This is a genomic window from Mycobacterium sp. smrl_JER01 (assembly GCF_048513595.2).
Classification (GTDB): Bacteria; Actinomycetota; Actinomycetes; order Mycobacteriales; family Mycobacteriaceae; genus Mycobacterium.
The window spans coordinates 2,173,112-2,196,714 of the sequence record NZ_JBLXXK020000001.1 but is presented as its reverse complement, the minus strand read 5'-3'; the positions used below and the strand labels follow the sequence as shown (position 1 = coordinate 2,196,714).

General features: G+C 68.8%; 25 protein-coding genes. 5 read left to right on the top strand and 20 right to left on the bottom strand.

Features of this window, described 5'->3' with window-relative positions; translation table 11 throughout:
- Positions 1 to 10: 10 nt before the first annotated feature.
- The 3 genes from dprA to ACNUDN_RS10340 are packed head-to-tail and all read right to left on the bottom strand — an operon-like array spanning position 11 to position 3,029.
- A complete protein-coding gene (gene dprA / locus ACNUDN_RS10350) occupies positions 11 to 1,150 on the bottom strand; it encodes a DNA-processing protein DprA (protein ID WP_419121849.1) in 1,140 nt (379 codons plus the stop codon).
- Positions 1,150 to 2,658 carry a YifB family Mg chelatase-like AAA ATPase gene (locus tag ACNUDN_RS10345; protein WP_419121848.1) on the bottom strand — a complete coding sequence of 503 codons (1,509 nt, stop codon included), beginning with the start codon at positions 2,656 to 2,658 and terminating at the stop codon, positions 1,150 to 1,152. Before ACNUDN_RS10345 ends, dprA begins: the two co-directional genes overlap by 1 nt.
- The gene (locus tag ACNUDN_RS10340) at positions 2,658 to 3,029 is read right to left on the bottom strand and encodes a YraN family protein (RefSeq protein ID WP_419121847.1); all 372 of its coding nucleotides are present in this window, start codon (positions 3,027 to 3,029) and stop codon (positions 2,658 to 2,660) included. Before ACNUDN_RS10340 ends, ACNUDN_RS10345 begins: the two co-directional genes overlap by 1 nt.
- Before the next feature lie 140 nt (positions 3,030 to 3,169).
- Here ACNUDN_RS10340 and ACNUDN_RS10335 point away from each other — a divergent pair, with 140 nt between their 5' ends.
- Positions 3,170 to 4,024: a DUF1206 domain-containing protein gene (locus ACNUDN_RS10335; protein WP_419121846.1), complete on the top strand. Its 855-nt coding sequence runs from the start codon at positions 3,170 to 3,172 to the stop codon at positions 4,022 to 4,024.
- A 37-nt stretch (positions 4,025 to 4,061) separates the two neighbouring features.
- Positions 4,062 to 6,560, top strand: coding sequence for an AMP-binding protein (locus ACNUDN_RS10330; protein ID WP_419121845.1), 2,499 nt, complete (start codon positions 4,062 to 4,064; stop codon positions 6,558 to 6,560).
- Here the strand turns inward: ACNUDN_RS10330 and ACNUDN_RS10325 are convergent.
- From ACNUDN_RS10325 to rplS, 7 genes are read right to left on the bottom strand one after another with little or no spacing between them, the layout of a single operon-like run.
- On the bottom strand, positions 6,520 to 7,338 hold the full coding sequence (locus tag ACNUDN_RS10325) for an acyl-CoA thioesterase (protein WP_419121844.1): 819 nt from the start codon (positions 7,336 to 7,338) through the stop codon (positions 6,520 to 6,522). The genes ACNUDN_RS10330 and ACNUDN_RS10325 overlap by 41 nt on opposite strands.
- Positions 7,335 to 8,543, bottom strand: a complete 1,209-nt coding sequence (locus ACNUDN_RS10320) for a CoA transferase (protein WP_419121843.1) — start codon at positions 8,541 to 8,543, stop codon at positions 7,335 to 7,337. Before ACNUDN_RS10320 ends, ACNUDN_RS10325 begins: the two co-directional genes overlap by 4 nt.
- A 24-nt stretch (positions 8,544 to 8,567) precedes the next feature.
- Positions 8,568 to 9,341 (bottom strand): HAD-IIA family hydrolase, encoded by a 774-nt coding sequence (locus ACNUDN_RS10315; protein ID WP_419125102.1) that lies wholly within the window; start codon positions 9,339 to 9,341, stop codon positions 8,568 to 8,570.
- Between the two features lie 55 nt (positions 9,342 to 9,396).
- Entirely contained in the window at positions 9,397 to 9,702 is a 306-nt protein-coding gene (locus ACNUDN_RS10310) for a DUF2469 domain-containing protein (protein WP_011895015.1), read from the bottom strand.
- Positions 9,699 to 10,448 (bottom strand): ribonuclease HII, encoded by a 750-nt coding sequence (locus ACNUDN_RS10305; protein ID WP_419121842.1) that lies wholly within the window; start codon positions 10,446 to 10,448, stop codon positions 9,699 to 9,701. Before ACNUDN_RS10305 ends, ACNUDN_RS10310 begins: the two co-directional genes overlap by 4 nt.
- 28 nt (positions 10,449 to 10,476) lie before the next feature.
- Entirely contained in the window at positions 10,477 to 11,319 is an 843-nt protein-coding gene (gene lepB, locus ACNUDN_RS10300) for a signal peptidase I (RefSeq protein WP_419121841.1), read from the bottom strand.
- Positions 11,320 to 11,367: 48 nt separating this feature from the next.
- On the bottom strand, positions 11,368 to 11,709 hold the full coding sequence (rplS, locus tag ACNUDN_RS10295; RefSeq protein WP_419121840.1) for a 50S ribosomal protein L19: 342 nt from the start codon (positions 11,707 to 11,709) through the stop codon (positions 11,368 to 11,370).
- A gap of 402 nt (positions 11,710 to 12,111) precedes the next feature.
- On the opposite strand from rplS, the gene ACNUDN_RS10290 reads away from it, so the two are divergent.
- Complete coding sequence (locus tag ACNUDN_RS10290; RefSeq protein ID WP_419121839.1) at positions 12,112 to 13,050, top strand: serine hydrolase; 939 nt, start codon at positions 12,112 to 12,114, stop codon at positions 13,048 to 13,050.
- 69 nt (positions 13,051 to 13,119) lie between these two features.
- Here the strand turns inward: ACNUDN_RS10290 and ACNUDN_RS10285 are convergent, their stop codons facing one another.
- The 7 genes from ACNUDN_RS10285 to ACNUDN_RS10255 form a co-directional block, all read right to left on the bottom strand.
- On the bottom strand, positions 13,120 to 13,686 hold the full coding sequence (locus tag ACNUDN_RS10285) for a dihydrofolate reductase family protein (RefSeq protein WP_419121838.1): 567 nt from the start codon (positions 13,684 to 13,686) through the stop codon (positions 13,120 to 13,122).
- A 167-nt stretch (positions 13,687 to 13,853) separates the two neighbouring features.
- Positions 13,854 to 14,540, bottom strand: coding sequence for a tRNA (guanosine(37)-N1)-methyltransferase TrmD (gene trmD, locus ACNUDN_RS10280; protein ID WP_419125101.1), 687 nt, complete (start codon positions 14,538 to 14,540; stop codon positions 13,854 to 13,856).
- A 13-nt stretch (positions 14,541 to 14,553) separates the two neighbouring features.
- Positions 14,554 to 15,072, bottom strand: a complete 519-nt coding sequence (gene rimM / locus ACNUDN_RS10275) for a ribosome maturation factor RimM (RefSeq protein ID WP_419121837.1) — start codon at positions 15,070 to 15,072, stop codon at positions 14,554 to 14,556.
- A gap of 11 nt (positions 15,073 to 15,083) precedes the next feature.
- A complete protein-coding gene (locus tag ACNUDN_RS10270; RefSeq protein ID WP_005148848.1) occupies positions 15,084 to 15,326 on the bottom strand; it encodes an RNA-binding protein in 243 nt (80 codons plus the stop codon).
- 7 nt (positions 15,327 to 15,333) lie between these two features.
- Positions 15,334 to 15,816: a 30S ribosomal protein S16 gene (gene rpsP / locus ACNUDN_RS10265; protein ID WP_419121836.1), complete on the bottom strand. Its 483-nt coding sequence runs from the start codon at positions 15,814 to 15,816 to the stop codon at positions 15,334 to 15,336.
- Positions 15,817 to 15,982: 166 nt separating this feature from the next.
- A complete protein-coding gene (gene mgtE / locus ACNUDN_RS10260) occupies positions 15,983 to 17,341 on the bottom strand; it encodes a magnesium transporter (RefSeq protein ID WP_419121835.1) in 1,359 nt (452 codons plus the stop codon).
- Between the two features lie 126 nt (positions 17,342 to 17,467).
- Positions 17,468 to 17,887, bottom strand: a complete 420-nt coding sequence (locus ACNUDN_RS10255; RefSeq protein WP_419125100.1) for a nuclear transport factor 2 family protein — start codon at positions 17,885 to 17,887, stop codon at positions 17,468 to 17,470.
- A gap of 46 nt (positions 17,888 to 17,933) precedes the next feature.
- Between ACNUDN_RS10255 and ACNUDN_RS10250 the strand changes: the two genes are divergently transcribed.
- A complete protein-coding gene (locus tag ACNUDN_RS10250; RefSeq protein ID WP_419121834.1) occupies positions 17,934 to 18,830 on the top strand; it encodes a D-alanyl-D-alanine carboxypeptidase family protein in 897 nt (298 codons plus the stop codon).
- 117 nt (positions 18,831 to 18,947) lie between these two features.
- On the top strand, positions 18,948 to 19,784 hold the full coding sequence (locus ACNUDN_RS10245; protein ID WP_419121833.1) for a D-alanyl-D-alanine carboxypeptidase family protein: 837 nt from the start codon (positions 18,948 to 18,950) through the stop codon (positions 19,782 to 19,784).
- 24 nt (positions 19,785 to 19,808) lie between these two features.
- Here ACNUDN_RS10245 and ACNUDN_RS10240 read toward each other — a convergent pair whose 3' ends face one another.
- From ACNUDN_RS10240 to ACNUDN_RS10230, 3 genes are all read right to left on the bottom strand, one after another.
- Complete coding sequence (locus ACNUDN_RS10240) at positions 19,809 to 20,921, bottom strand: amidohydrolase family protein (protein ID WP_419121832.1); 1,113 nt, start codon at positions 20,919 to 20,921, stop codon at positions 19,809 to 19,811.
- 2 nt (positions 20,922 to 20,923) lie between these two features.
- On the bottom strand, positions 20,924 to 22,495 hold the full coding sequence (gene ffh / locus ACNUDN_RS10235) for a signal recognition particle protein (protein ID WP_431959798.1): 1,572 nt from the start codon (positions 22,493 to 22,495) through the stop codon (positions 20,924 to 20,926).
- 176 nt (positions 22,496 to 22,671) lie between these two features.
- Complete coding sequence (locus ACNUDN_RS10230) at positions 22,672 to 23,577, bottom strand: S1C family serine protease (RefSeq protein ID WP_431959796.1); 906 nt, start codon at positions 23,575 to 23,577, stop codon at positions 22,672 to 22,674.
- Between the last annotated feature and the right edge of the window lie 26 nt (positions 23,578 to 23,603).

Genomic DNA, 23,603 nt, shown 5'->3' with positions numbered 1-23,603 from the left:
GCGCAGGGACCTAGCGTTTGGCGAGGCGTTTGGCGAGCTTCCAGCACCCGTCCTGCTGAACTGCCAGCCCACGCACGTTGAGCATGGTCAACGGCCCGAGAACGTCGGTCGCCGGGATGCCCGCAGCGACCGCGATCTCGTCCACGGAACGCGCACCGCGTCCCGGCAGCGCTTCGAACACGATCAGTTCCCGGTCGCTGAGACCGTCCACCTCGGTGACGGGTCGGTCACGCTCGGGCGCGAGCTCGCCGCACCGTCCGACGAGTTCGACGACCTCGGCGGCCCGAGTGACCAACTCGGCCCTGCGCTCCCGGACCAGCTCGTGGCAGCCCGCCGAGGCCGCCGACGTGATCGGGCCGGGCACGGCGCACACCGGCCGACCCAGGGCGTCGGCCCAGGCGGCAGTGTTCGCTGCACCGCTGCGCACACCCGCCTCGATCACCACCGTCGCCCCGCCGAGCGCGGCCACCAGCCGGTTGCGGGTGAGGAACTGTCGGCGGGTGGGCCGGGTGCCGGGCGGATATTCGCTGACCAGCAGGCCGTGTCGGGCCACTCGGTGGAACAACGCGGAGTGACCCGCGGGATAGGGCACGTCCAACCCCGCGGCCAGCACCGCCACCGTCTCACCGTCACCGGCCAGCGCGGCGCGGTGAGCCGCGCCGTCGATGCCGTACGCCCCGCCGGAGACCACCGCGACATCGCGCTCGACCAGTCCGGCGGCGAAGTCGGCGGCGACGTGCTCACCGTATGCGGTGGCCGCCCGGGTTCCGACGATCGCGGCGCTGCGTCCTGGCACCTCACCCAACGACACCGGACCGAGCGCCCACAACGCCAACGGCGGCAGTGCCTGCGGTCGTTTCGCGCGATCCACCCCGGCGAAGGACACGAACGCCAGATACGGCCATTCGTCGTCGTCCTCGGTGAGCAGTCGACCACCCATCCGATCCAGAACCTCGAGATCCTCGTCGGCCCGGTCGACGTCGAACCGCGCCTCGGTGGCCCGGGCCAACCTGGCCTCGACATCCCGGCACCGGATCCGCTCGGCTGCCGCGACAACACCTTCCCGCGACACCAACTCGGCGAGGAGCTGGTTCGGTGGCTCGGCCACCCTGGAGAGGTAAGCCCAGGCCCGCCGCGTGTTCTCGTCCATCAGAAGCCACCCCCCTGCCGGAAACTCATCGCCGCGGTGACGTCATCGCGATTCGGTGACGTGCGACCGGCCAGATCGCACAGGGTCCACGCGACCCGGATACTGCGATCCATGCCCCTGATGCTCAGCGCTCCCCGATCCACGGCCGTGCGCAGGGGTTTCATCGCCTCGGCGCCCAACCGGAAGCGCCGCCGCAGCAGCGAACCACTGGCTTCGGCGTTGGTGGTGATCCCGTGCGGACCCCAGCGCGCCCGAGCCGCCTCGCGCGCTGCCCAGACTCGTTCCCGGACAACAGAAGTCGACTCACCCTGGTCATCGGTGAACGTGCCCTCCCGGGACGCGTGCATCTGCACCCGCAGGTCCACCCGGTCGACCAGCGGTCCGGACAACTTGGTCTGATAGCGGCGCCGCTCGGCGGCACCGCACACGCAGTCCCGCGGATCCGGTGGCGCGCACGGGCACAGGTTCGCCGCCAGGACCAGCTGGATCCGGCACTGATAACACGCGACACCATCGCGACGGGCCAACCGGATCTCACCGTCTTCCAGAGGTGTCCGCAGCGCCTCCAAGGCGCCGCTGTTGATCTCGGCGAACTCGTCGAGGAACAGCACGCCGCGGTGGGCGCAGCTGAGCGCGCCCGGGCGGGCCATTCCCACACCGCCTCCGACGAGCGCAGCGATGCTCGCGGTGTGGTGCGGTGCCACGAACGGCGGCCGGGTGATCAGCGGGGCGTCACCGGTGAGCAGCCCGGCAACGGAGTGGATCGCGGTGACTTCCAGCGACTCGGCATGCGAGAGCGGAGGCAGAAGGCCCGGCATACGTTGGGCCAGCATGGTCTTGCCCACCCCCGGCGGCCCGGTCAGCAGCAGGTTGTGCCCACCCGCCGCGGCGACCTCCACGGCGTACCGGGCGTGGGACTGACCGACGACGTCGGCAAGGTCGTGCCCGGGATCGGGCGGTTGCTGCCTGCGCTCGACCCGCGGGTGCAGATCTGCCTTGCCGGCGAGCCAGGACCGCAGCTGTCCCAGACTGCCGACCCCCCACACCTCGATGCCGTCGACGAGACTGGCCTCGGCCAGGTTCTCGACGGGGACCACCACCGTGGGCCAGCCCTGCCGCTGCGCGGCGAGCACCGCGGGCAGCACACCCTTGACCGGTCGCACCCGCCCGTCGAGCGCAAGTTCTCCCAGCAGCACCGTCTTGTCCAACCGCGGCCAGGATTTCCTGCCGTGCGCCGACAACACGGCCGCGGCAAGCGCGGTGTCGTACACCGAGCCCATCTTCGGCAGCGTCGCCGGCGACAGGCCGAGCGTCAGCCGGGTCTTCGGCCATTCGAAACCGCAGTTGCTGATCGCCGCGCGGACGCGATCGCGCGATTCGCGCAGCGCGGCATCGGCCAAGCCGACCAGATGGACGCCCGGCAGGCCCGAGGAGATATCGGCCTCGATCTCGACGGTCTCCCCCTCGACCCCACGTACCGCCACCGAGAACGCCCGCCCCAGTGTCATCACCCCACCCCCGTGATGTGGGTGAGCTCGGGGATGCGGCGCCGACCTGCCTGCACGGTGATCACGTCGATGCGCACCTCGGTCCACCGTTTGTCCTGCGCGGTCAACCACAGCCCGGCCAGCCGCCGCAGGCGGCGCACTTTGGCCGGGGTGACCGCTTCGGCGACACCGCCGAAGCGATCGCCGGTGCGGGTCTTCACCTCGACGAACACCGCCGCATCCGCGGCGTCGTCAGCGGCGACGATGTCCAGCTCACCGTATCGGCATCGCCAATTGCGTTCCAGCACACGCAATCCGTGTGCCTGCAGGTAGTCCACGGCCAGTTGCTCGCCCCACGCCCCGAGCTCGCCGCGAGTAGGTGTTTCGGTCACAGGACAACCGTGCTCCGGGCCGCCGACAGGACCTGGAAACCATCCCCAACCCCGCGACCATCCCCAGCCGGCGAAATCGCAGTTTCACCGGCGTCAAATCTGGGGTATCCGGCACCATCCGTCGACCAGGAGGACCCCCGATGGCCACCCGACCTTCCGCATCGTCGCTGCACCGCAGCGCCCACGGCGCCGCCGACCGCGCCACCGACAGCGACGCCTTCCAATATCTGGCTCGGGCGGGCTTCGCCGCCAGCGGCCTCTTGCACCTGCTCGTCGCCTTCATCATCGCCAAGCTGGCCTTCGTCGGCGGCGCCGGCGGCGGGCCCGACAACGCCGACCAGTCCGGTGCGCTCGCGACGCTGGCCGGCCAAACCGGCGGGACCGTCATGTTGTGGGTGGCCGCGGCCGGGTTGGTGGCGCTGGGCCTGTGGCGGGTTGCCGAGGCGGTGATCGGCGCCAAACCCGGGGAAAGCTCCGGGCGCCAGGGCGACAACCCCGCCTGGAAGCGGGCCAAGGCCCTGGCCCTGGCGGTGGTGAACTTCGCGATCGCCGTCTCGGCGGCGCGCTACGCGATGGGCAGCGGCCAGTCCAGCAGCCAGCAGAACGCCGGCCTGTCGGCCCAGCTGATGCAGTCCGGGTGGGGCAAAGCGGTGCTGATCGCCGTCGGTCTCGGTGTCGCCGCGGTGGGCGCCTACCACGTGTACAAGGGGGTCTCGGAGAAGTTCCTCGACGACCTGCGGGTCTCCGGCGGGACCGCGGTGACCGCGGTCGGCGTCACCGGCTATGTGGCCAAAGGCCTGGTCCTGGCCGGCGCCGGGCTGCTCGTCATCGTCGCCACCGTCCAGGCCGACCCGGCCAAGGCCAGCGGCCTGGACGCCGCGGTCAAGACACTCGGACAGGCGCCGTTCGGCAAGTTCCTGCTCATCGCCGCGGCGCTGGGCATCGCGGCGTTCGGTGCGTACAACTTCATCAGGAGCCGGTACAGCCGGATGTGATCAGGGGGCCCAACTCAGGCGAGGGTATCCTCACCGGGTGAGCTCGCTGGTCGACCATCTGCGCGGTCACGGTGACCGTCCGGCGGTGCTCACCGTCGACCGACAGCTCAGCTATGTCGAACTTGCGGACCGAGTCCACGACGTCGCGCGAACGCTGGGTGCCCGGCGCCGGTTGATACTGCTGGAAACCCGCAACGACATCGCGACGCTGGTGGGCTATCTGGGCGCGCTGGCGGGCAGGCACGTGGTGCTGCCGGTCCCCGCCGGCCGTGACCACAGCGCCATGATCGCCACCTACCGCCCCGACGTCGTGATCGACGCGGCCGGAACGCACGTGCACACCGAGGCCGCCCATGAGTTGCACGAGGACCTGGCGCTGGTGATGTCCACCTCGGGCAGCACCGGTTCCCCGAAGCTGGTGCGACTGTCCCGCGCCAACCTGATCGCCAACGCGCGGTCGATCACCGAATACCTCCAGATCCGCAACACCGACCGGGCGGCGACCACACTGCCGATGTCGTACTGCTACGGCCTGTCGGTCGTGCACAGTCATCTGCTGGCCGGGGCGGCCCTGATCCTGACCGAGAACTCGGTGTCCGAGCCGCAGTTCTGGGAGCTGTTCCGTCGGCACCGCGGTACCACGTTCGCCGGTGTGCCGTACACGTTCGAACTGCTCGAGAGGTCCGGCTTTGCGTCCATGCACCTGCCGCACCTGCGATATGTCACCCAGGCCGGCGGCCGAATGCCTGCCGAGCGGGTCCGCGAGTATGCCACGCTGGCCCAACGTCAGGGCTGGCAGTTGTTCGTGATGTACGGCGCCACCGAGGCGACCGCCCGAATGGCTTATCTGCCACCGGATCTCGCGCTGACCCGAAGCGCCGCCATCGGGCGCCCGATCCCCGGCGGATCGTTTCGCATCGAACCCGTCGAGGACTGGCCGGAAGCCGGCACCGGAGAGCTGGTCTATCGCGGCGCCAACGTGATGATGGGTTACGCCCACGATCCGGATGATCTCGCGCTGGCCGCCGGCCCGAACGAACTGCGCACCGGCGACATCGCGCGCCGCGGCGCGGACGGACTGTACGAGATCATCGGCCGCAGAAGCCGTTTCCTCAAGATGTACGGCCTTCGCATCGACCTGCAGCAGCTGGAGACCTCGCTGGGCGCGGCCGGGGTGCGCGCGCTGTGCACCGACAACGCCGAGCGCCTCGCCGTGGTGGCGACCACCGATCACCAGCCCGACCAGGTGCGCCGGACCGCGGCGGGTGCCGCCGGTGTGCCGGCCGGTGCGGTCGACGTGGCGTGCGTGCCGGAGTTGCCCACGCTGCCGTCCGGTAAGCCCGACTACCCCACCGCCCGAGTGCTGGCCTCCGCGGCTGCGCGCTGCACCCCGCACGACGAAGACCTGCGCCGGATCTTCGCCGACGTGTTGCACCTCGACCCGGTCGACATCGACGAGGATGCGAGCTTCGTCGATCTCGGCGGCAACTCGCTGACCTATGTGACCATGTCGGTTCGACTGGAACGTGCGCTGGGTTGGCTGCCCGGCGACTGGCAGCGGTTGTCGCTGCGGGAGCTTCGAGGCCGACCCGCACCCAAGCAACGGCGCTGGCAGTCCTGGGGCCACACGCTGGAGACCAGCGTCGCGCTGCGCGCGATCGCCATCGTGTTGATCGTCGGATCCCACGCCGAACTGTTCGAACTGTGGGGCGGCGCGCATGTCCTGCTCGGGGTGGCGGGCTACAACTTCGGCCGGTTCTGCCTGACACCGCTGCCGCGGCCGGCCCGGATCCGACACCTGCGCACCACGATCGCCTGGGTGGCCGTTCCGTCGGTGGTATGGATCACCTTCGCGCTGGTCGTCACCGATGACTACCACGCATCGAACCTGTTGCTGGCCAACAAGTTTCTCGGTCCCCACGACAGCATGACCGCGGGTCGGCTGTGGTTCGTGGAAGTCCTGGTGTGGACGCTGATCGCACTGGCGGTGCTGTTCTGGATCCCGGCGATGGACCGGTGGGAACGCCGCGCTCCGTTCGCTGTCGCGATGGGGTTTGTGGCGCTGGGCCTAGCGCTGCGTTACGACGTGGTGGATGTCGGGATCAGCGGTGACGCCATGTTCTCGATACTGGCCTTCTGGTTCTTCGCAGCCGGCTGGGCCGCGGCGAAGGCGACCACGCTGTGGCAGCGCGCCGCGGTGACAGCGGTGCTGTTCATCGGACTGCACGGTTACTTCGACGACACCGTGCGCCAGGTGATGGTGCTCGGCGGTCTCGTTCTTCTGATCTGGTTGCCCGCGGTCCGGTGCCCGGCCGGCGTGGCCGTGGTGGCGGGCGTGATCGCCGAGGCGTCGCTGTACATCTACCTGACGCACTATCAGGTGTATCCGCTGTTCGGGAGCCACGAACTGGTCGGCGTGGTGGCGTCGGCCGTGGTCGGCATCACCATCTCGGCGGCGGTGACGCTGGCGCGCCAGTGGCACCTCGAGCGACGGTTCAGCGCACCGGATCCGGCGCAGGCTCCCGCTCTGCGATGAGCCCCTCCTGAACCAGTGTGGCCGCGATCGTGCCGTCGGATCCGACCAGGCTCGCGGTCACCACTGCACGTCCCCGCGCCGCGGCCGGTGACCGGCATTCCAGCAGGTTCCACTCATCGGCGCGCAGCTGTCGGTGAAACCACACCGACGCATCCGTGGTGCCGCTGCGGTGCGTCCGCGATCTCATCGAGTGTCCGTGGACCTGCAGCGCGGGATCGATCAGATAGACGTCGGTGACATAGACCGCGATCAGCGTGTGCACCAGCGGATCGTCGGGCAGGTCGACGACGGCGCGCCACCACAGGCGGCGGACGAAGTTCTCACCGGAACCGGTATCGGTGAAACGGATATCGAGTTCGTCGAGCGGCAGCGCGGGAGCCGGTCCGGGCGGACCGGTCGTCGCCGAGACGTCCGGGGCACCCGGCCGGTCGCGCCGACCGTGCTCCGGGCCGGGCAGGGCGGCGGCGAAGGCCACCGTGGCGGTGGTCAGCAGCCGCCCGTTCTGGGCGGCGTCGATCCGCCGTGCCGTCGCAGTTCGGCCGTCGTGGACGTGCACAACCCGGTAATCGACCGGGTCACCGGCCGCACCGCCGCGCAGGAACTGCAGATGCATCGCGCTCGGCGCCCTGGCCGGGTCGACGGTGCGCGCGGCCGCGGCCAGGCTCTGCGCCAACAGCTGCCCACCGTAGGCACGTTTGCCCGCCGGACCGCTGCCGCGGCCACGCCAGCTCTGCTGCCCGGTCTCGGTCACCTCGAACAGGTCAAGCAGTCTGCTCACGCGACGACGCCCGAACCGTAGAGGTCGTCGATCTGGTCGTGGTTCAGGGACAGCCACTGCGCCAGCACCGCGGCGGTGTCGTCGCCGAGCGCGGGCGCCGGGACGGCGGCCGGGTAGCCGCCGTCGATCGACACGGGCAATCCTGCGGCCAGGTGACGCCCCACCCGGGGCTGGTCGAGTTCGGTGAACAGGGGGTTGTCGGTCACCCGCGGATCGGCGGCGGTCTCGCCGAAGGTCTGATATCGCTCCCAGAGCACCGATGTCGACGACAGCGCGGCAGCGATCTCGCCGCCGGTGTGCGTGCTGAACCACTCGGCGAACAACCCGCTCAGCGCGTCCCGGTGCCGATAGCGCTCACCTTCGTCGGAGAAGTCCACGTCGAGCGAATCCGCAAGCGCGCCAACGGCTTCGGTGGTCCCGGTGAGTGCCGTCAAGTCGCCGAAATGGCGGTTGGTCAGCGCCACCACCATGTAGGAGATCCCGTCGCTGCTGGTGAAGTCCTGACCGTAGGTACCGTAGACCGCGTTGCCGATGCGTCGGCGCGAGGTGCCGTTGATCATCGCCTCGGTGAGCAGGCTCAGGTTGCCCGCGGTGGCGAGCGCCACGTTCTCCAGCGGGATGCGGATCTGTTGGCCACGCCCGGAGGCGTCGCGATGGCGCAGCGCGGCGAGCACCGACAGTGCCGTGTAGACGCCGCAGGTGACGTCCCAGGCCGGCAGCACGTGGTTGACCGGGGTGGCCAGCTCGGCGGGCCCGGTCACCATCGGGAATCCGATGGCCGCGTTGACCGTGTAGTCGACCGCGGTGCCGCCGTCCTGGCGCCCGGACACCTCGACGTGGATCAGATCGGGACGCACCTTGCGCAACGCTTCGTAGGAATGCCACTGCCGGCCGGCGACATTGGTGATGAACACCCCGCAGTCGGCGATCAACCGGGTCACCAGATCCCGGCCGCCCTCCGAGCGGATGTCGGCCGCCAGTGACCGCTTGCCCTTGTTGAGCCCGGCCCAATAGATACTGTCCCCGGATTCGGTGAGCGGCCACCGGTGATAGTCGGCGGCTCCGCCGACCGGGTCGACGCGCAGCACCTCGGCACCGAGCTGAGCCAAGGTCATCCCCGCCAACGGCACCGCGACGAAACTCGAGATCTCCACGACCCGCACCCCGGTCAGCGGTCGCGCCGGGTCGGGCACTGGATCGGTCACCCGCTCAAGCTAGCAAGTGCCGCATCAGACGAGCTCGATCGCCTCGGCGATGCTCGGCAGCACCCGGCTGGGGCGGAACGGGTAACGCTCGACGTCCTCGACGGTGGTGGAGCCGGTGAGCACCAGGATGGTCTCCAGACCGGCCTCGATCCCGGCGACCACATCGGTGTCCATCCGGTCGCCCACCATGACGGTGTTCTCCGAGTGCGCTTCGATCCGGTTCAGCGCGCTGCGGAACATCATCGGGTTGGGCTTGCCGACGAAGTAGGGCTCACGTCCGGTGGCCTTGGTGATCATCGCGGCCACCGATCCGGTCGCCGGCAGCGGCCCCTCCGCCGACGGGCCGGTGACGTCGGGGTTGGTGGCGATGAAGCGGGCGCCGCCCAGAATTAACCGCACCGCCTTGGTGATGGCCTCGAACGAATAAGTCCGGGTCTCACCGAGTACCACGAAGTCCGGCGCGACATCGGTGAGTGTGTAGCCGGCCTCGTGCAGCGCCGTGGTCAGACCGGCCTCGCCGATGACGTAGGCGGATCCGCCCGGCAGCTGATCGGCCAGAAAGGCCGCGGTGGCCAGCGCCGAGGTCCAGATCGCGCTTTCCGGGACGACCAGGCCCGAACGGGTCAGCCGCGCCGCCAGGTCGCGCGGGGTGAAGATCGAGTTGTTGGTGAGCACAAGGAATGGCCGCTCCCGCTCGACGAGACGCGCCAGGAACTCGGCGGCGCCGGGGAGCGCGTGTTCCTCGCGGACGAGCACGCCGTCCATATCGGTGAGCCAGCACTGCGGTGTAGAGCGCACGCCGTCCAGTGTGTCAGTTGCGGCAGGCACGCGTGGGAGTCGACCGCGGGCCGACCTACTCGGGCAGTCTCAGCTCGGGTTTTTCGACCTCTTCGATGTTGACGTCCTTGAAGGTGATCACCCGCACCTGCTTGACGAAGCGAGCCGGGCGATACATGTCCCACACCCACGCGTCGCCGAGGCGCAGCTCGAAGTACACCTCGCCGTCGGCGTTGCGCGGGATCATCTCCACGCTGTTGGCCAGGTAGAACCGCCGCTCGGTCTCGACGACGTAGCTGAACTGGCCGACGATGTCCTTGTACTCGCGGTAGAGCGAGAGCTCCATCTCGGTTTCGTACTTTTCGAGATCTTCGGCACTCATCGGCTCAGCTGTCCTTCGGGTTGATCGCCGTCCATCGGCATGTCCACGAGCATTTTCCCGCACACCAGTTCTGCATGCTCCTCGGGTTCCCCGTCTCGCACCAGTCGTCGCACATTGATGAACGAATACCGGTGCTGACGCGAAGGGCCCAGTCGGGACAGCGCCGCACTGTGGGCACGCGTGCTGTAACCCTTGTGCTCGGCGAAGCCGTAACCGGGATGGTCGTGGTCCATCGCGACCATCAGCCGGTCCCGGCTGACCTTGGCCAGCACGCTCGCCGCCGCGATACAGGCCGCGGCGGCGTCGCCCCCGACCACCGGCAGTGACGGCATCGGCAGGCCCGGCACCCGGAAGCCGTCCGAAAGCACGTAACCGGGGCGCACCGGCAGCCCTGCGACGGCCCGCCGCATGCCTTCGATGTTGGCCACGTGCACACCGCGGCGGTCGACCTCCTCGGACGGGATGAACACCACGTGGTAAGCCAGCGCATATCGCGTGATCAGTGGGAACAGCCGTTCCCGCTCATTCTCGTTGAGCTTCTTGGAGTCATCGAGGGCGGCCAGGCTGTCCATCCGGTTGGGCCCCAACACGCACGCCGCCACGACGAGCGGACCGGCGCAGGCGCCGCGTCCCACCTCGTCCACACCGGCCACCGGGCCCAATCCGGCGCGGTAGAGCGCCGATTCCAGCGTGCGCAGGCCGGAGGATTTGCGGATGACCGTCCTCGGTGGCCAAGCGGCAGGCAAGTGACTAGGACTCCTTCCAAGCCGACCGTTACGACTGCGGATTCACCGAGCTGACGCCGCCCCATCGCCCGGGCGGCCAGGCGATGAACCGGGCTTTACCGATGACATTCTCCTCCGGGATCGTCCCTGCCATCGGGTCACCCGTGCACAGGAGGCCACGCTGGGCATCGGCGGGATCGTTGGAGCAGTGCGTGCGTGAGTCGGCCGAATGCGTGCGGTTGTCCCCCATCATCCACAGCCTGCCCTCGGGGACGGTGACCGGACCGAACTCGTTGCCCAGACACGGGTACACGGCCGGGTCGGCCATCATCGTCTCGGGATCGAGGTAGGGTTCGTCGAGCTTCTTGCCGTCGACGGTCAGGCCGGTGTCCACCCGGCACTCGACGGTCTGGCCACCGGTCGCGATGATCCTCTTCACCAGATCGTTCTGGTCCGGTGGCACGAAACCCACCACCGAGAGCGCGTTCTGCACCCACCGCAGTGCGGGATTGTCCGAGCGGATCGACTGGTAGCCGATGCTCCAGTTGGGCGGGCCTTTGAAGACCACGACGTCACCGGGCTGAGGTGAGCCGAACCGGTAGGTCAGCTTGTCGACCATGATGCGATCACCCACACAGCCGTTGCACCCGTGCAGCGTGGGTTCCATCGACTCCGACGGAATCAGGTACGGGCGGGCGACGAACGTCAGCATCACGTAGTACAGCACCAACGCGATGGTGATGAGGATCGCAGCCTCGCGCAGTGCACCGCGCTTCTTCTTGCCGGGCGTGTCCTCGCCCTCGGCGGTGCCGGGCTCGGAGTCCTCGAGCGTGCGCTCGGCGGAAGGATCGTCGGGATCGGAAGGTACCGAGGGGTCCGAAGCGGATGTCACGGGATCAGCGTAGCCAGCGCGCCGACGAACCCGACTCGGTGGCGCAGGTCAGCGCTTTTCCTTGATCTTGGCCTTCTTGCCGCGCAGCTCGCGCAGGTAGTAGAGCTTGGCGCGACGCACGTCGCCGCGCGAGACGATGTCGATGTGATCGATGTTGGGCGAATGCACCGGGAAGGTGCGCTCGACGCCGACACCGTAACTTTCCTTGCGAACGGTGAAGGTCTCGCGGATCCCGCCACCCTGGCGACGCAGGACGACACCCTTGAAGACCTGGATGCGTTCCTTGGAGCCCTCGATGACCTTCACGTGGACGTTGACGGTGTCGCCCGGGCCGAAGGCCGGGACATCGTCACGCAGCGACGACTGGTCGACGAAATCCAGCGTGTTCATCGGTGGCACTTCCTTGCTGTTCGCGGCTCCGTGTCGGCGTCCTGGGACACGCACGGAACCGGGTTGGTTGCGGACGTCTTGGCGGGTCGTGCGACGGGGCGGTACCTGCCGTGCACAGACAACTGCCCAATTGTGCCAGACCGGGACCCAAACCTTGAAATCCGCGATTCACCCACGTCGGCCCGCCAGCGGCTCGGCAGGGTTCGCGCCCGGCGTGACGGGTATCCACCCGCTACCCTTGAACACAGGTTATCCATGGTGTGCCGACCGAAATTCGGGGGGCAGTACCTGCAAGGCGGCAGCACGAAGAGGCAGCACGACGAGGCAGCGCCTGGGGCAGGTCGGCCCACACTCTCGCCACACCCGCCACACTCTCGGAGGAAGAAACGTGGAGACACAACGATGCCACAGCCGGTGAGGCGGACCGCAGCCATTGCCGCGGTAAGCGTCGCCGCCATCGTTGTGGCCGGATGCACGGCCACCGGCAACGGGGCCACACCGGTATCGGGCGGGCCGCATCTGACGGTGGTGGCCCCGCTGGGCAGCATGGCTCCGCTGCCCGAAGCGCCGCCGGACGAACCCCCCGCCGCGTTCACCGGACTGTCCGCCCGTCAGATCGAAGCGACCCGGCAGGCCGAGGCCGCCGGCGCCGAGATCACCTCGGCGGTCCTGGACCGCAACACCGGGACGCTGGTCACCAACGGCAACGACATGCCCATCGCCATCGCCTCGGTGGTGAAGATGTTCATCGCCGATGATCTGCTGCTGCAGGTCGCCGACGGACAAGCCGAGCTTTCCGCGCAGGACCGCCGGTCACTGGACGTGATGCTGCGATCCTCCGACGACAGCGCCGCCGAAGTGTTCTGGAACCGCAGCGGCGGCACCGCGATCATCGACCGGATCGTCGAGCGCTACGACCTGTCGTCGACCTCCAGGCCCGCCGACGGGCGCTGGTTCAACACCATGAGCACTGCGACCGACCTGGTCCGGTACTACGACATGTTGCTGTCGGGAACCGGTGGCCTGCCGGCCGAACAGGTGGACCTCATCATCGGTGACCTGTCCGCGTCGACGCCCACGGCGCCGGACGGGATGGTGCCCGGCGGCGTCTATCCCCAGCGCTTCGGCATCCCGGAGGGGCTCCCCGACGAGGCGGTGGCGGTCAAGCAGGGATGGATGTGCTGTATCGGCGCGGACTGGCTGCACCTGTCCACCGGGGTGATCGGGACCGACCGGCGCTACGTGATGGTGATCGGCTCGATGCAGGCCGCCGGCGACGACGAGGCACGCCGGACCATCACCGACGCGGTCCGGACGATGTTCCCGGACGGACGGATCTAGCCGGGACAAACCCCCAGATCCGCTCCCCCGGGTCGAACACCGGCTGTGCCGCCGGTGAATGCGGTCGGATCAATCGCGTTTCGCCGCGTAGCGCAGCAACACCGCGCCCCCCGGGAACGTGCGGTTCTCCAACAGCTGCAGCGGAATCCACGACGGCAGGGCCGGGAAGAACGGGATCCCGCCGCCGACGGCGGTAGGGGCGACCACGATCCGGAATTCGTCGACCAGTCCCGCCTGCACGATCGGTGCGGCCAGCGTCGCGCCGGCAACCTCAAGCCTGCCGTCGGTTTCGGCTTTGAGTCTCGTCACCACTTCCACCGGGTCGCCGCGTTCCAGGCGGGAGTTCCAGTCGACGGACTCCAGCGTGCGCGAGAAGACGATCTTGGGCATGTCGCGCCAGATGCGGGCGAAGTCGACGGTCACCGGGGAGGCATCCGCGGCCGTATCGGCGGTCGGCCAGTACGCCGACATCAACTCATAGAGCCGCCGTCCGTAGAACGACAGCGCGGTGTCCCGCTCGAAGTCATTCCAGTACCGGTGCAGTTCCTCGCTCGGTTCGGACCAGTCGATGCTGCCCTGTGCGTCGGCGATGTACCCGTCCACCGACACAGTGAGGCTGTAGATGAGTCTGCCCATGGGTGATCAGACTGCACCAGGGCACCGAACTCATCGCGAGGTCGCGCAGCGCAGACCGCCGTCGTCGGGAACCGCCGAGCCGGGCGGCTTCAGCACAACTGCCCCGGGGGCTTCGGCACATCTGCCCGGGGGCTTTGGCACACCGAGTTCGGGCAGCTACAGCACCGCTAATCGAGCAGATCGGGTCGCCGGTCCCGGGTGCGCTGCAGCCCCTGTTCCCGCCGCCACGCGTCGATACGGGCGTGGTCACCGGAGAGTAAGACGTCGGGGACATCGAGCCCACGCCAGCTTGCCGGTCGCGTGTAGCTGGGCCCCTCCAACAAACCACCGACCAGCTCGGAGTGTGAATCGTCTTGGTGCGATTGGGGATTGCCGAGTACATCGGGCAGCAACCGCACCACGGCCTCGATCATCACCACCGCCGCGGATTCCCCGCCGGGCAACACGTAGTCCCCGATCGAGACCTCCTCGACCCGCATCCGGCGGGCGGCGTCGTCGATCACCCGCTGGTCGATGCCCTCGTAACGTCCGCACGCGAACACCAGGTGCCGCTCCCCGGAGAAGCGGTGCGCCGTGGCCTGATCGAACAGCCGCCCGGCCGGCGACGGCACCACGAGAAGGGTTTCCTGCGTGCAGATCTGGTCGAGGGCCGCACCCCACACCGGAGCCTTCATCACCATGCCAGGTCCACCGCCGTACGGGGAGTCGTCGACCGAGCGGTGCACATCGTGCGTCCAGTCGCGCAGGTCGTGCACCGCGAGCCGCACGATGCCCGCATCGATAGCCCTGCCGGGCAACGATTGTCGGAGCGGATCCAGAAATGCCGGAAAGATGGTCACGACGTCGATCTGCACAGTCACCCACTCCCTACAGTTCGAGCAGACCCTCGGGAGGGTCGATCACGATGACGTTGTCGGCCAACGACACCGAGACGACGATGGCGGACACGAACGGGACCAGCACCTCGGCGCCCTCGGGGGCACGGACTGCGAGCAATTCGCCCGCCGCGGTGTGCAACACCTCGGTGACCGTGCCGACCGCGTCACCGGTGTCGGTCGTCACCGCCATTCCCTCGAGTTGATGGTCGTAGAACTCGTCGGGGTCGGCGATGGGTGGCAGGTCCGTGGAATCGACGAGGAAGAGCGTGCCCCGCAGCGCATCGGCGGCATCACGGTCGCCGACGCCCTGCAGACGCAGCAGGACGCGGTCACCGTGCGCGCGCACCGATTCGACAACGTAGCCACGCTCGGCACCACCGCGCGACGGACGGCCCCGTAGCACCGCACCGGGGACGAAACGACCCTCGGGATCGTCGGTGCGGATCTCGACCGCGACTTCACCCGTCACGCCGTGCGCTTTGACAACGCGCCCGACAACCAGGTCCATCAGCTGCGACGCTACTGGTCGGTGTCCACCACGTCGACGCGGATCCCGCGACCGCCGATACCGGCCACCAGTGTTCGCAGCGCGGTCGCGGTGCGACCGCCGCGCCCGATGACCTTGCCCAGATCTTCAGGGTGGACGTGCACCTCGACGGTGCGGCCGCGCCGATTGGTCACCATGTCCACCCGGACGTCGTCGGGGTTGTCGACGATTCCGCGAACCAGGTGCTCGACGGCGTCGACGACGACAGAACTCACCGCCGGCTCAGCTCTCGGCCGGAGCCGCGGGCTCGGCCTGCTCGGCTGCCGGCTCGGTGGCCTCAGCGGCGGGCTCAGCGGCCGGCTCGTCCTTCTTGGCCGGGGCCTTCTTCTTCTTCGGGGTGGTGGCTTCGGTCGACGGAGCACCGTCAGCCTCGGCCAGCGCGGCGTTGAACAGGTCCAGCTTGGACGGCTTGGGTTCCTTGACCTTCAGCGTGCCCTCGGCACCGGGCAGACCCTTGAACTTCTGCCAGTCACCGGTGATCTTCAGCAGCTGCAGCACGGGCTCGGTCGGCTGGGCGCCGACGCCCAGCCAGTACTGTGCGCGCTCCGAATCGATCTCGATGACGCTGGGCTCTTCCTTCGGGTGGTACCGGCCGATGACCTCGATGGCGCGACCGTCGCGGCGGTTGCGCGCATCGGCGACGGCGATGCGGTACTGGGGATTGCGGATCTTGCCGAAGCGGGCGAGCTTGATCTTGACAGCCATGGTTGAGCGACTTCTCCTGTGATTGCCGCGGGTGCAATTCGAGCGATCTCCGGCGGGATGCCGGGACCCGGTTTTGCCTTGCGCGTGTGACCGCCGCAGAGCCGGAGTCCCGCGGCAGACAGCCGCCCATTGTGCCAGACCACGTCGGCCCTGCGGAAATCGTGGATCAGATGCCCAGGACCGCCTTGGCGATCATGAAGTAGATCAGCAAGCCGGTGGCATCGACGAACGTCGAGATGAACGGATTGGAGAACACTGCGGGATCGACACGGATCGCCCGCGCGATCAACGGCATCGCGCCGCCGACCGTCGCCGCCATGGTGCACAGGCTGACCAGGGTCAATCCGATGACCGTACCGATGGAGCGGTCGTAGACCATGCTGGTGACCAGGAATGCCAGGCCGCCGAGCAGCAGCCCCAGCGCCAGGCCCACCCGCAGCTCACGGAACAACACCTTGCCGAGGTCGCGCGGGCCCACGTCGCCGAGGGCCAGGGCCCTGGTCACCGTCGTGGCCGCCTGATTCCCGGTGTTTCCACCGGTGCCGATGAGCAGCGGAACGAACAGGGCAAGGGTGACCACCTCGTCCAGGGTGGCCTCGAACACCTCCAGCACCTGCACCGTCAGCGTCGCGCCGATCGCGAGGACCAGCAGCCACACCACGCGTGAGCGGACCAGGCTGACCACCGGCGCGGTGAGATAGGGACGGCGCAGCGGTTCGGTGCCGCTGATACGGGCCTGGTCTTCGGATTCGGCGGTCTCCAGGATCTGCAGCGCGTCGTCGACGGTCAGGATCCCGACCAGCCGCGTCTCGTTGTCGACCACCGGTAGCGCGAGCATCTTGAGATCGGCGCAGCGGCGGGCGGCCACTTCGGCGCTTTCGGTGGCGCGGGCCCAGTGCGGTGGGCGCATGATGTCGGCGATCGTGGTGCCCGGTGCTGCCGCCAGCAGCTCGCGCAGGCTGACCACGCCGATCAGGACGCGTTGGTCGTCGATCACCGGCAGCGTGTAGACCGTCTCGGCGTCGCCCAACCGAGCGGACACCCTGGTGAGCGCTTCCGCCGTGGTCATGGCGGCGCGCACCGACACGAACTCCGGACTCATCCGACGTCCGATCGACCCCTGCGGGTAGCCGAGCATCGCGGCGGTCAATTCGCGTTCGTCGGAGGGCAACCCGTGCAGCAACCGCCCCGCCACCTTGGCGGGGAGTTCGTCGAGTAGTTCGACGCGGTCGTCGGGATCCATGTCGGCGAAAAGCGCTGCCACCGCGTCGTCCTGCAGCGCACCGACCAGGTCACCCTGCAGACTGGGGTCGAGCATCTCGAAGACTTCCAGTGCCCGGTCCTTGGGTAGCACCCGATACAGCACCGCCTGGTCGCGCCGGTCCAGCCGTTCGAGCACGTCGACTATCTGGATCGGCGACAGCGGCCGGAGCGCCTCGTTCAACGCCGGCAGGTCGACGTCGTCGAGGGCTCGCAGGATCGTCTTGAGCTGTGTCTCTGAGGGTGGCGCAGTCATGTCGGTCATATCGTGGGATACCTCTACACCATCCCGGTGAATGGCTGCTTGCGCAGCGGCGTCCTCATCGTTCACGGCACGGCCAACGGTGCTCCGGCGGCACGTTCGTCCGGGCGTGGGGGCGCGCCCGGGTGGTCACACCAACTTGTCGAAGCACTTCTCTTCCACCCGCTTGCTCATCCGCCAGCCCTGAGCCGTCCGAACGAATTCGTCGACGTACCAGATCCCGACGAAATAGATCTGTCCCTGGTCTCCGCCCATGACCATCGGGTTGAAGCAGATGGCCCGTGAGGTCGCGGTGTCGCCGTCCAGGCGCACATCGACGTTGCCGAGCATGTGGTAGTACGCCGGGAAATTCGGCAGCACCTCCTTCAACCACGCCTTCACCTCCGGGAACCGCCCGTCGATCCCGCCGCTGACGCGATAGTCGATGTAGGCGTCCGGGGTGAAGACGGCATCGAGGTCGTCGAAACGTTTCCCGTCGATGGCGGTGGAGTAGTCGATCAGCAACTGCTGGATCTCCAGCCGGTCCGAGATCTCCTGAAGGCTCAACATGGCTCGATTGAACACGATCGCGCGTGCCGGTTTAGGCTGACCGGTCATGACGAGGCTTCTCGCATGCCTGGGGACCGCGCTGTGCCTGTTCGGGGCAGGCTCCCTTGTCGCCACCGCGCCGCCGGCCGCGGCTGTGCCCGTCACGGGGGTGGTGCAACCGGTCGGCTCGGTTCCGATCCCGGACGGTCCCGCCCAGGCCTGGATCCTCGCCGACATGGACACCGGGGCGGTACTGGCCGCGCGCGACGAGAACGGCCACTACGCCCCGGCCAGCACCATCAAGGTGCTGCTGGCGATGGTGGTCCTCGACGAGTTGCCGCTCGACGCGACGATCGTGGCCAACGAGGCCGACACCCGAGTCGAGTGCAATTGCGCCGGCGTCACCCCCGGCCTGACCTACACGACCCGCCAGCTGCTGGAGGCGCTGCTGCTGGTGTCGGGCAACGACGCCGCCAACACGCTGGCCACGATGCTCGGTGGACGCGACGTCGCGGTGATGAAGATGAACGCGAAGGCCGCGATGCTGGGCGCCTACGGCACCAATGCCGGTTCCCCGTCGGGGATCGACGGGCCCGGCATCGACATCTGGTCCACACCTCGCGACCTGGCCGTCATCTTCCGCGCGGCGATGGCCGACCCGGTGTTTGCGCAGATCACCGCCCAGCCCAGCGCGGTGTTCCCGACCCGCACCGGTGATGTGGTGCTGGTGAACCAGGATGAGTTGCTGCACCGGTATCCGGGCACGTTCGGGGGTAAGACCGGATACACCGACCTGGCCCGCAAGACGTTCGTCGGCGGCGCCGAGCGCAACGGCAGACACCTGGTCGTCGCGTTGATGTACGGGCTGGTCGCCGAGGGCGGTCCGACGTACTGGGATCAGGCCGCCGCGCTGCTCGATTGGGGTTTCGCGCTGGGACCGAACGCCGGCGTCAGCCGGCTCTGAACTGCCGGCAGGGGTTGCGGGCCGCCCCGCATCGTTGCCGTCCGGGCGCACAGTCGAGACCCGATGGAGATCTGATCGCGCGCTCGTCGAGTCCTGGCCCGACTAGCGTCGCCAACCGTGCGAAGAGGATTCGCGGGGCTCGTGCTCGCGCTCGGCGCGATCCTGACCGCCGCCCCCGTGTCGGTGGCACCGGCCGTCTCCGCTCAACCGTCGGTCGAACCGGCGGCCGCACAACCACTTCCGGACGGTCCGGCCAAAGCATGGCTGGTGGCCGACCTGGACACCGGGCGGGTGCTCGCCAGCAAGGATCCCTACGGAGCCTATGCGCCGGCGAGCACCATCAAGGTGCTGCTGGCGATGACGGTGCTCGATCATCTGCGCCCGGACAACTTCGCGCGCGCCAACGAATCCCACACGCGCGTCGAATGCTCCTGCGTCGGGCTCAAACCCGGTCAGGCGTACACCACGGCTGCGCTGGTCGCGGCGATCCTGATGGTGTCGGGCAACGACGCGGCCAACATGCTCGCCGACATGCTCGGCGGACAACGGGTCGCCGTGGCGGCGATGAACCGCAAAGCCGCTCTGGTCGGGGCCCGAAGCACCAAGGCGTCGTCACCGTCCGGACTGGACGGCCCGGGTTGGGAATCGGTCACCACACCACACGATCTCGCGGTCATCATGCGCGCGGCGCTGCAGTACCCGTTGATCGCCCAGATCATGCGGTCACCGTCGGCACCGTTCCCGGGCAAGACACTGCACAATCAGAACGAGCTGCTGACCCGTTACCCAGGAGATCTCGGCGGCAAGACCGGTTTCACCAATCTCGCGCGCAAGACCTATGTCGGTGCGGCGCAGCGCGGCAACCGGCGTCTGGTCGTCGTGCAGATGTATGGCACCGGCGATCTCTATGGTCAGGCGATCCGGCTGCTGGATTACGGGTTCAGTCAGCCCTAGGCAGGGCACACCTCGGCAGCGCCGTCAGTACACGACACCGCGCAGCATCACCAGCGTCGGGTCGGCCAGCACGTCGGCGCCCGAGCGCGGATCCTCGGCGTAGCAGACCAGATCCGCGGAGGCGCCGTGTCGCAGTCCCGGACGGCGCAGCCAGTCCCTGGCGTCCCAGCACGCCGCGCCGAGCGCCGCGGTGGGCGACATGCCGATCCGCTTGAGCGCGTCGACCTCTTCGGCGATCCGTCCGTGCGCGACCGCACTTCCGGCGTCGGAGCCCGCGTAGATGGCCACCCCCGCCTCATGTGCGGCGGCGATCCGGGCCGGACAGCTCTGATACAGCGCGCGCATGTGCTTCTGGTAGACCGGGTAGCGGTCGGCCGCTGCCGCGATGTCGGGAAAGTTCTCGATGTTGATCAGGGTGGGTACCAGGGCTGTGCCGTGGGCGACCATCAGGTCGATGGTGTCCTCGGTCAGGCCGGTCCCGTGCTCGATGCAGTCGATTCCCGCCCTGATCAGACCCAACAGCGCATCCTCACCGAACACGTGGGCGGTGACTCGGGCGCCGTTGGCGTGTGCGGCGTCGATCGCCGCTTCGAGGACGTCGTCGGACCACAGCGGAGCCAGGTCGCCGGTGTCCCGGTCGATCCAGTCCCCCACCAGCTTCACCCAGCCGTCACCCCAACGGGCCTGCTGCGCCACCGCGTCGGGCAGCTGCCATTGGTCCTCGAGCTCGACGGCGAAGCCGCGTTGGTACCGCTTGGGGCGAGCCAGATGCCGACCCGCCCTGATGATCCGCGGCAGATCCGGCCGGTCGTCGAAACTCCGTGTGTCGGTGGGCGATCCGGCGTCGCGCAGCAACAGGGCCCCGACCCCGCGTTCGGTCTCGGCCTGTGCGACCGCGTCGTCGATCCCGATCTGTCCGTGCGGCCCGAGACCGACGTGGCAGTGCGCATCCACCAGGCCGGGCAGGATCCAGCCGTCGTCGCTGTCGGCACCGAACACCGTCACCGCGTCGGGGACCGGCTCGGCACTGAGCCAGCCTGAGCGCCAACCGCTTTCGGGGGCGCCGTCATCGACGATCCACCATTGGACGGGTTCACCGTCGGGAAGCCCCCGACCGCGGACGTGCAGCGCAGCCATCGCTAGTTCTTGGGGAATTTCAACTTCGACAGATCGATGTCGGCCAGCCCCGGCGGCAATTCGTCGAGGCCCTTGGGCATGTTCGACAGGTCGGGGAAACCGGCCGGCATACCCGGCATACCGGGCATGCCCGCGCCGAGCGGGTTGCGCTTCGGCGGTGTCGGACCCCGGCCCTTCTTGCCCTTCTGCTTGTTCTTGCCCTTGGCGGCCTTGCGGGTGTTCTTGCGGCCGAACGGCATTCCCATCTGGCCGGCCATCTGCGACATCATCTTGCGCGCCTCGAAGAACCGGTCGACGAGTTGGTTGACCTCGGACACGGTGACACCGGACCCGTTGGCGATGCGCAGCCGGCGCGAGGCGTTGATGATCTTGGGGTCTTCGCGCTCCTGGGGCGTCATACCGCGGATGATCGCCTGCACCCGGTCGAGTTGTCGGTCGTCGACGGCGGCCAGCGCATCCTTCATCTGGCCCGCACCGGGCAGCATCCCGAGCAGGTTGCCGATCGGACCCATCTTGCGGATCGCGAGCATCTGTTCCAGGAAGTCCTCGAGGGTGAGCTCCCCGCTGCCGATCTTGGCGGCGGTGGCCTCGGCCTGGGCGGCGTCGAAGTGCTGTTCGGCCTGTTCGATGAGGGTGAGTACGTCGCCCATGCCGAGGATCCGGCTGGCCATCCGGTCGGGGTGGAAGACGTCGAAGTCCTCGAGCTTCTCCCCCGCCGAGGCGAAGAGGATCGGCACGCCGGTGACCTCGCGAACCGACAACGCCGCACCACCACGGGCGTCGCCGTCGAGCTTGGTCAGCACGACACCGGTGAATCCGACCCCCTCGCGGAACGCGTCGGCCGTGGTCACGGCGTCCTGACCGATCATCGCGTCGAGGACGAACAGCACCTCGTCCGGGTTGACGGCGTCGCGGATGGCCGCGGCCTGCGCCATCAGCTCCTGATCGATACCCAGGCGGCCTGCGGTGTCGACGATCACGACGTCGTGGTGCTTGGACTTCGCCTCGGCCAGGCCCGCGGCGGCGACCGACACCGGGTCTCCGGTGGCCATCTGCTCGATGGTGGCGCCGTCGGGGGACACGCCCGGATGCGGCGCGAACACGCTCACGCCCGCGCGTTGTCCGACGATCTGCAGCTGGTTCACCGCACCGGGACGCTGCAGGTCACAGGCGACCAGCAGCGGGGTGTGCCCCTGCGCCTTGAGCCACCGGGCCAGCTTGCCCGCCAACGTCGTCTTACCCGAACCCTGCAGACCGGCCAGCATGATGACCGTCGGCGGGGTCCTGGCGAACGCCAGCTGACGGGTCTCGCCGCCGAGGATGCCGATCAGTTCCTCGTTGACGATCTTGACGACCTGCTGCGCGGGGTTCAGCGCCGCGGAGACCTCGGCGCCCTTGGCGCGGTCCTTGATCCGGGAGATGAATTCGCGGACGACGGGCAGCGAGACGTCGGCCTCAAGCAGGGCCAGCCGGATCTCGCGCGCGGTGGCATCGATGTCGGCATCGGTGAGCCGCCCCTTGCCCCGCAAGCCCGAGAGGGCTCCGGTCAACCGGTCGGACAGGGATTCAAACACGGGGCCAAGCCTATCGCGGGCCCGCCCCGGGCTTCCGGCAACGCCATATCGCGGCGGCCGGGTCCGCATCGGCGTTCCACCTGAGCTGCGGGTCACCGCTCCCCCGCGCTGCGGGCACCGTGACGCTCTCTCGCCCACGCCGAGCCGATCGGCCCCGTAGCGGACGGTGCTGGCGCTCAGTCGCTGGCAATGATGCGCTCGGCCACCTGGACGGCCCGATCGATCGGCACCGCGAAACCGATCCCGATGCTGCCCGCCTCCGGCCCGCCGACCCTCGCGATCGCGGTGTTCACCCCGATCACCTGACCTTCCAGGTTGGCCAGTGGCCCGCCGGAGTTGCCCGGGTTGATCGACGCATCGGTCTGCAGCAACTGCTGTTCGGGCTGGCGACCCAGGCGTGCCCGTCGATCCACTGCGCTGATGATGCCTGCGGTGACTGTGCTGGACAGTCCCAGCGGGGAGCCGACGGCGATCACCGGCTGGCCGATCACCAAAGCCGAGCTGACGCCCAGGGCCGCGGCCGGCGGAGGCGCGCCGGCCACTTCGAGTACCGCGACATCGGTCGCCGGATCGGCACCGACCACCCGCGCCACGGTGCGGCGGCCGTCGGCCATCTGCACCTGTACCCGGGTATAACCCTCGACCACGTGGCTGTTGGTGAGCACCCGGCCGGAATCGTCGATGGCGAATCCGGAACCCCGGTTGTTGCCGGCGCCGATCTGCACGACGCTGGGCAGCAGCGCGTGCGCGGCGGTCTGGGTGTCACCGTCGCCCGGTTGCCCGGCGGGTGGCGGTGCGTTTTGGCGGATCACCGGCGCGGACCCGGTGTCGGCAACCAGCAAGCCGGCACCGCCGCCGGCCGCCGCCCCGATCAGCAGGCATGCGCCGATCAGGAACGCCGCGCCGGCGCGACGCCGCCGGGGCGCCGACCCGAGTTGGATCCGGGTGGGCGGCGGGGTGGGACGGGCACCGGGTGGCGGGGCTCCGGGTGGCGGGGCTCCGGACCCGTCCGGCGGCAGGAAAGTCGGCCCCGCGGGACGCCCGCCCAGGTCGAAGCGCCGATCGAACGCCGGTCTGGTCATGGGAGCTCCTTCTCAGACGAGTCGCG

Excerpts from the sequence above, each read along its gene's own strand:
- ACNUDN_RS10240 (WP_419121832.1), bottom strand. The coding sequence starts at position 20,921 with ATGGCTGCGCTGCACGTCCGCGGTCGGGGGCTTCCCGACGGTGAACCC.
- ACNUDN_RS10290 (WP_419121839.1), top strand. The coding sequence starts at position 12,112 with ATGCCACAGCCGGTGAGGCGGACCGCAGCCATTGCCGCGGTAAGCGTC.
- rpsP (WP_419121836.1), bottom strand. The coding sequence starts at position 15,816 with ATGGCTGTCAAGATCAAGCTCGCCCGCTTCGGCAAGATCCGCAATCCC.
- ACNUDN_RS10310 (WP_011895015.1), bottom strand. The coding sequence starts at position 9,702 with ATGAGTGCCGAAGATCTCGAAAAGTACGAAACCGAGATGGAGCTCTCG.
- ACNUDN_RS10345 (WP_419121848.1), bottom strand. The coding sequence starts at position 2,658 with ATGACACTGGGGCGGGCGTTCTCGGTGGCGGTACGTGGGGTCGAGGGG.
- ACNUDN_RS10255 (WP_419125100.1), bottom strand. The coding sequence starts at position 17,887 with ATGTTGAGCCTTCAGGAGATCTCGGACCGGCTGGAGATCCAGCAGTTG.
- ACNUDN_RS10230 (WP_431959796.1), bottom strand. The coding sequence starts at position 23,577 with ATGACCAGACCGGCGTTCGATCGGCGCTTCGACCTGGGCGGGCGTCCC.
- ACNUDN_RS10335 (WP_419121846.1), top strand. The coding sequence starts at position 3,170 with ATGGCCACCCGACCTTCCGCATCGTCGCTGCACCGCAGCGCCCACGGC.
- rimM (WP_419121837.1), bottom strand. The coding sequence starts at position 15,072 with ATGGACCTGGTTGTCGGGCGCGTTGTCAAAGCGCACGGCGTGACGGGT.
- rplS (WP_419121840.1), bottom strand. The coding sequence starts at position 11,709 with ATGAACACGCTGGATTTCGTCGACCAGTCGTCGCTGCGTGACGATGTC.
- dprA (WP_419121849.1), bottom strand. The coding sequence starts at position 1,150 with ATGGACGAGAACACGCGGCGGGCCTGGGCTTACCTCTCCAGGGTGGCC.
- ACNUDN_RS10250 (WP_419121834.1), top strand. The coding sequence starts at position 17,934 with ATGACGAGGCTTCTCGCATGCCTGGGGACCGCGCTGTGCCTGTTCGGG.
- mgtE (WP_419121835.1), bottom strand. The coding sequence starts at position 17,341 with ATGACCGACATGACTGCGCCACCCTCAGAGACACAGCTCAAGACGATC.
- ACNUDN_RS10285 (WP_419121838.1), bottom strand. The coding sequence starts at position 13,686 with ATGGGCAGACTCATCTACAGCCTCACTGTGTCGGTGGACGGGTACATC.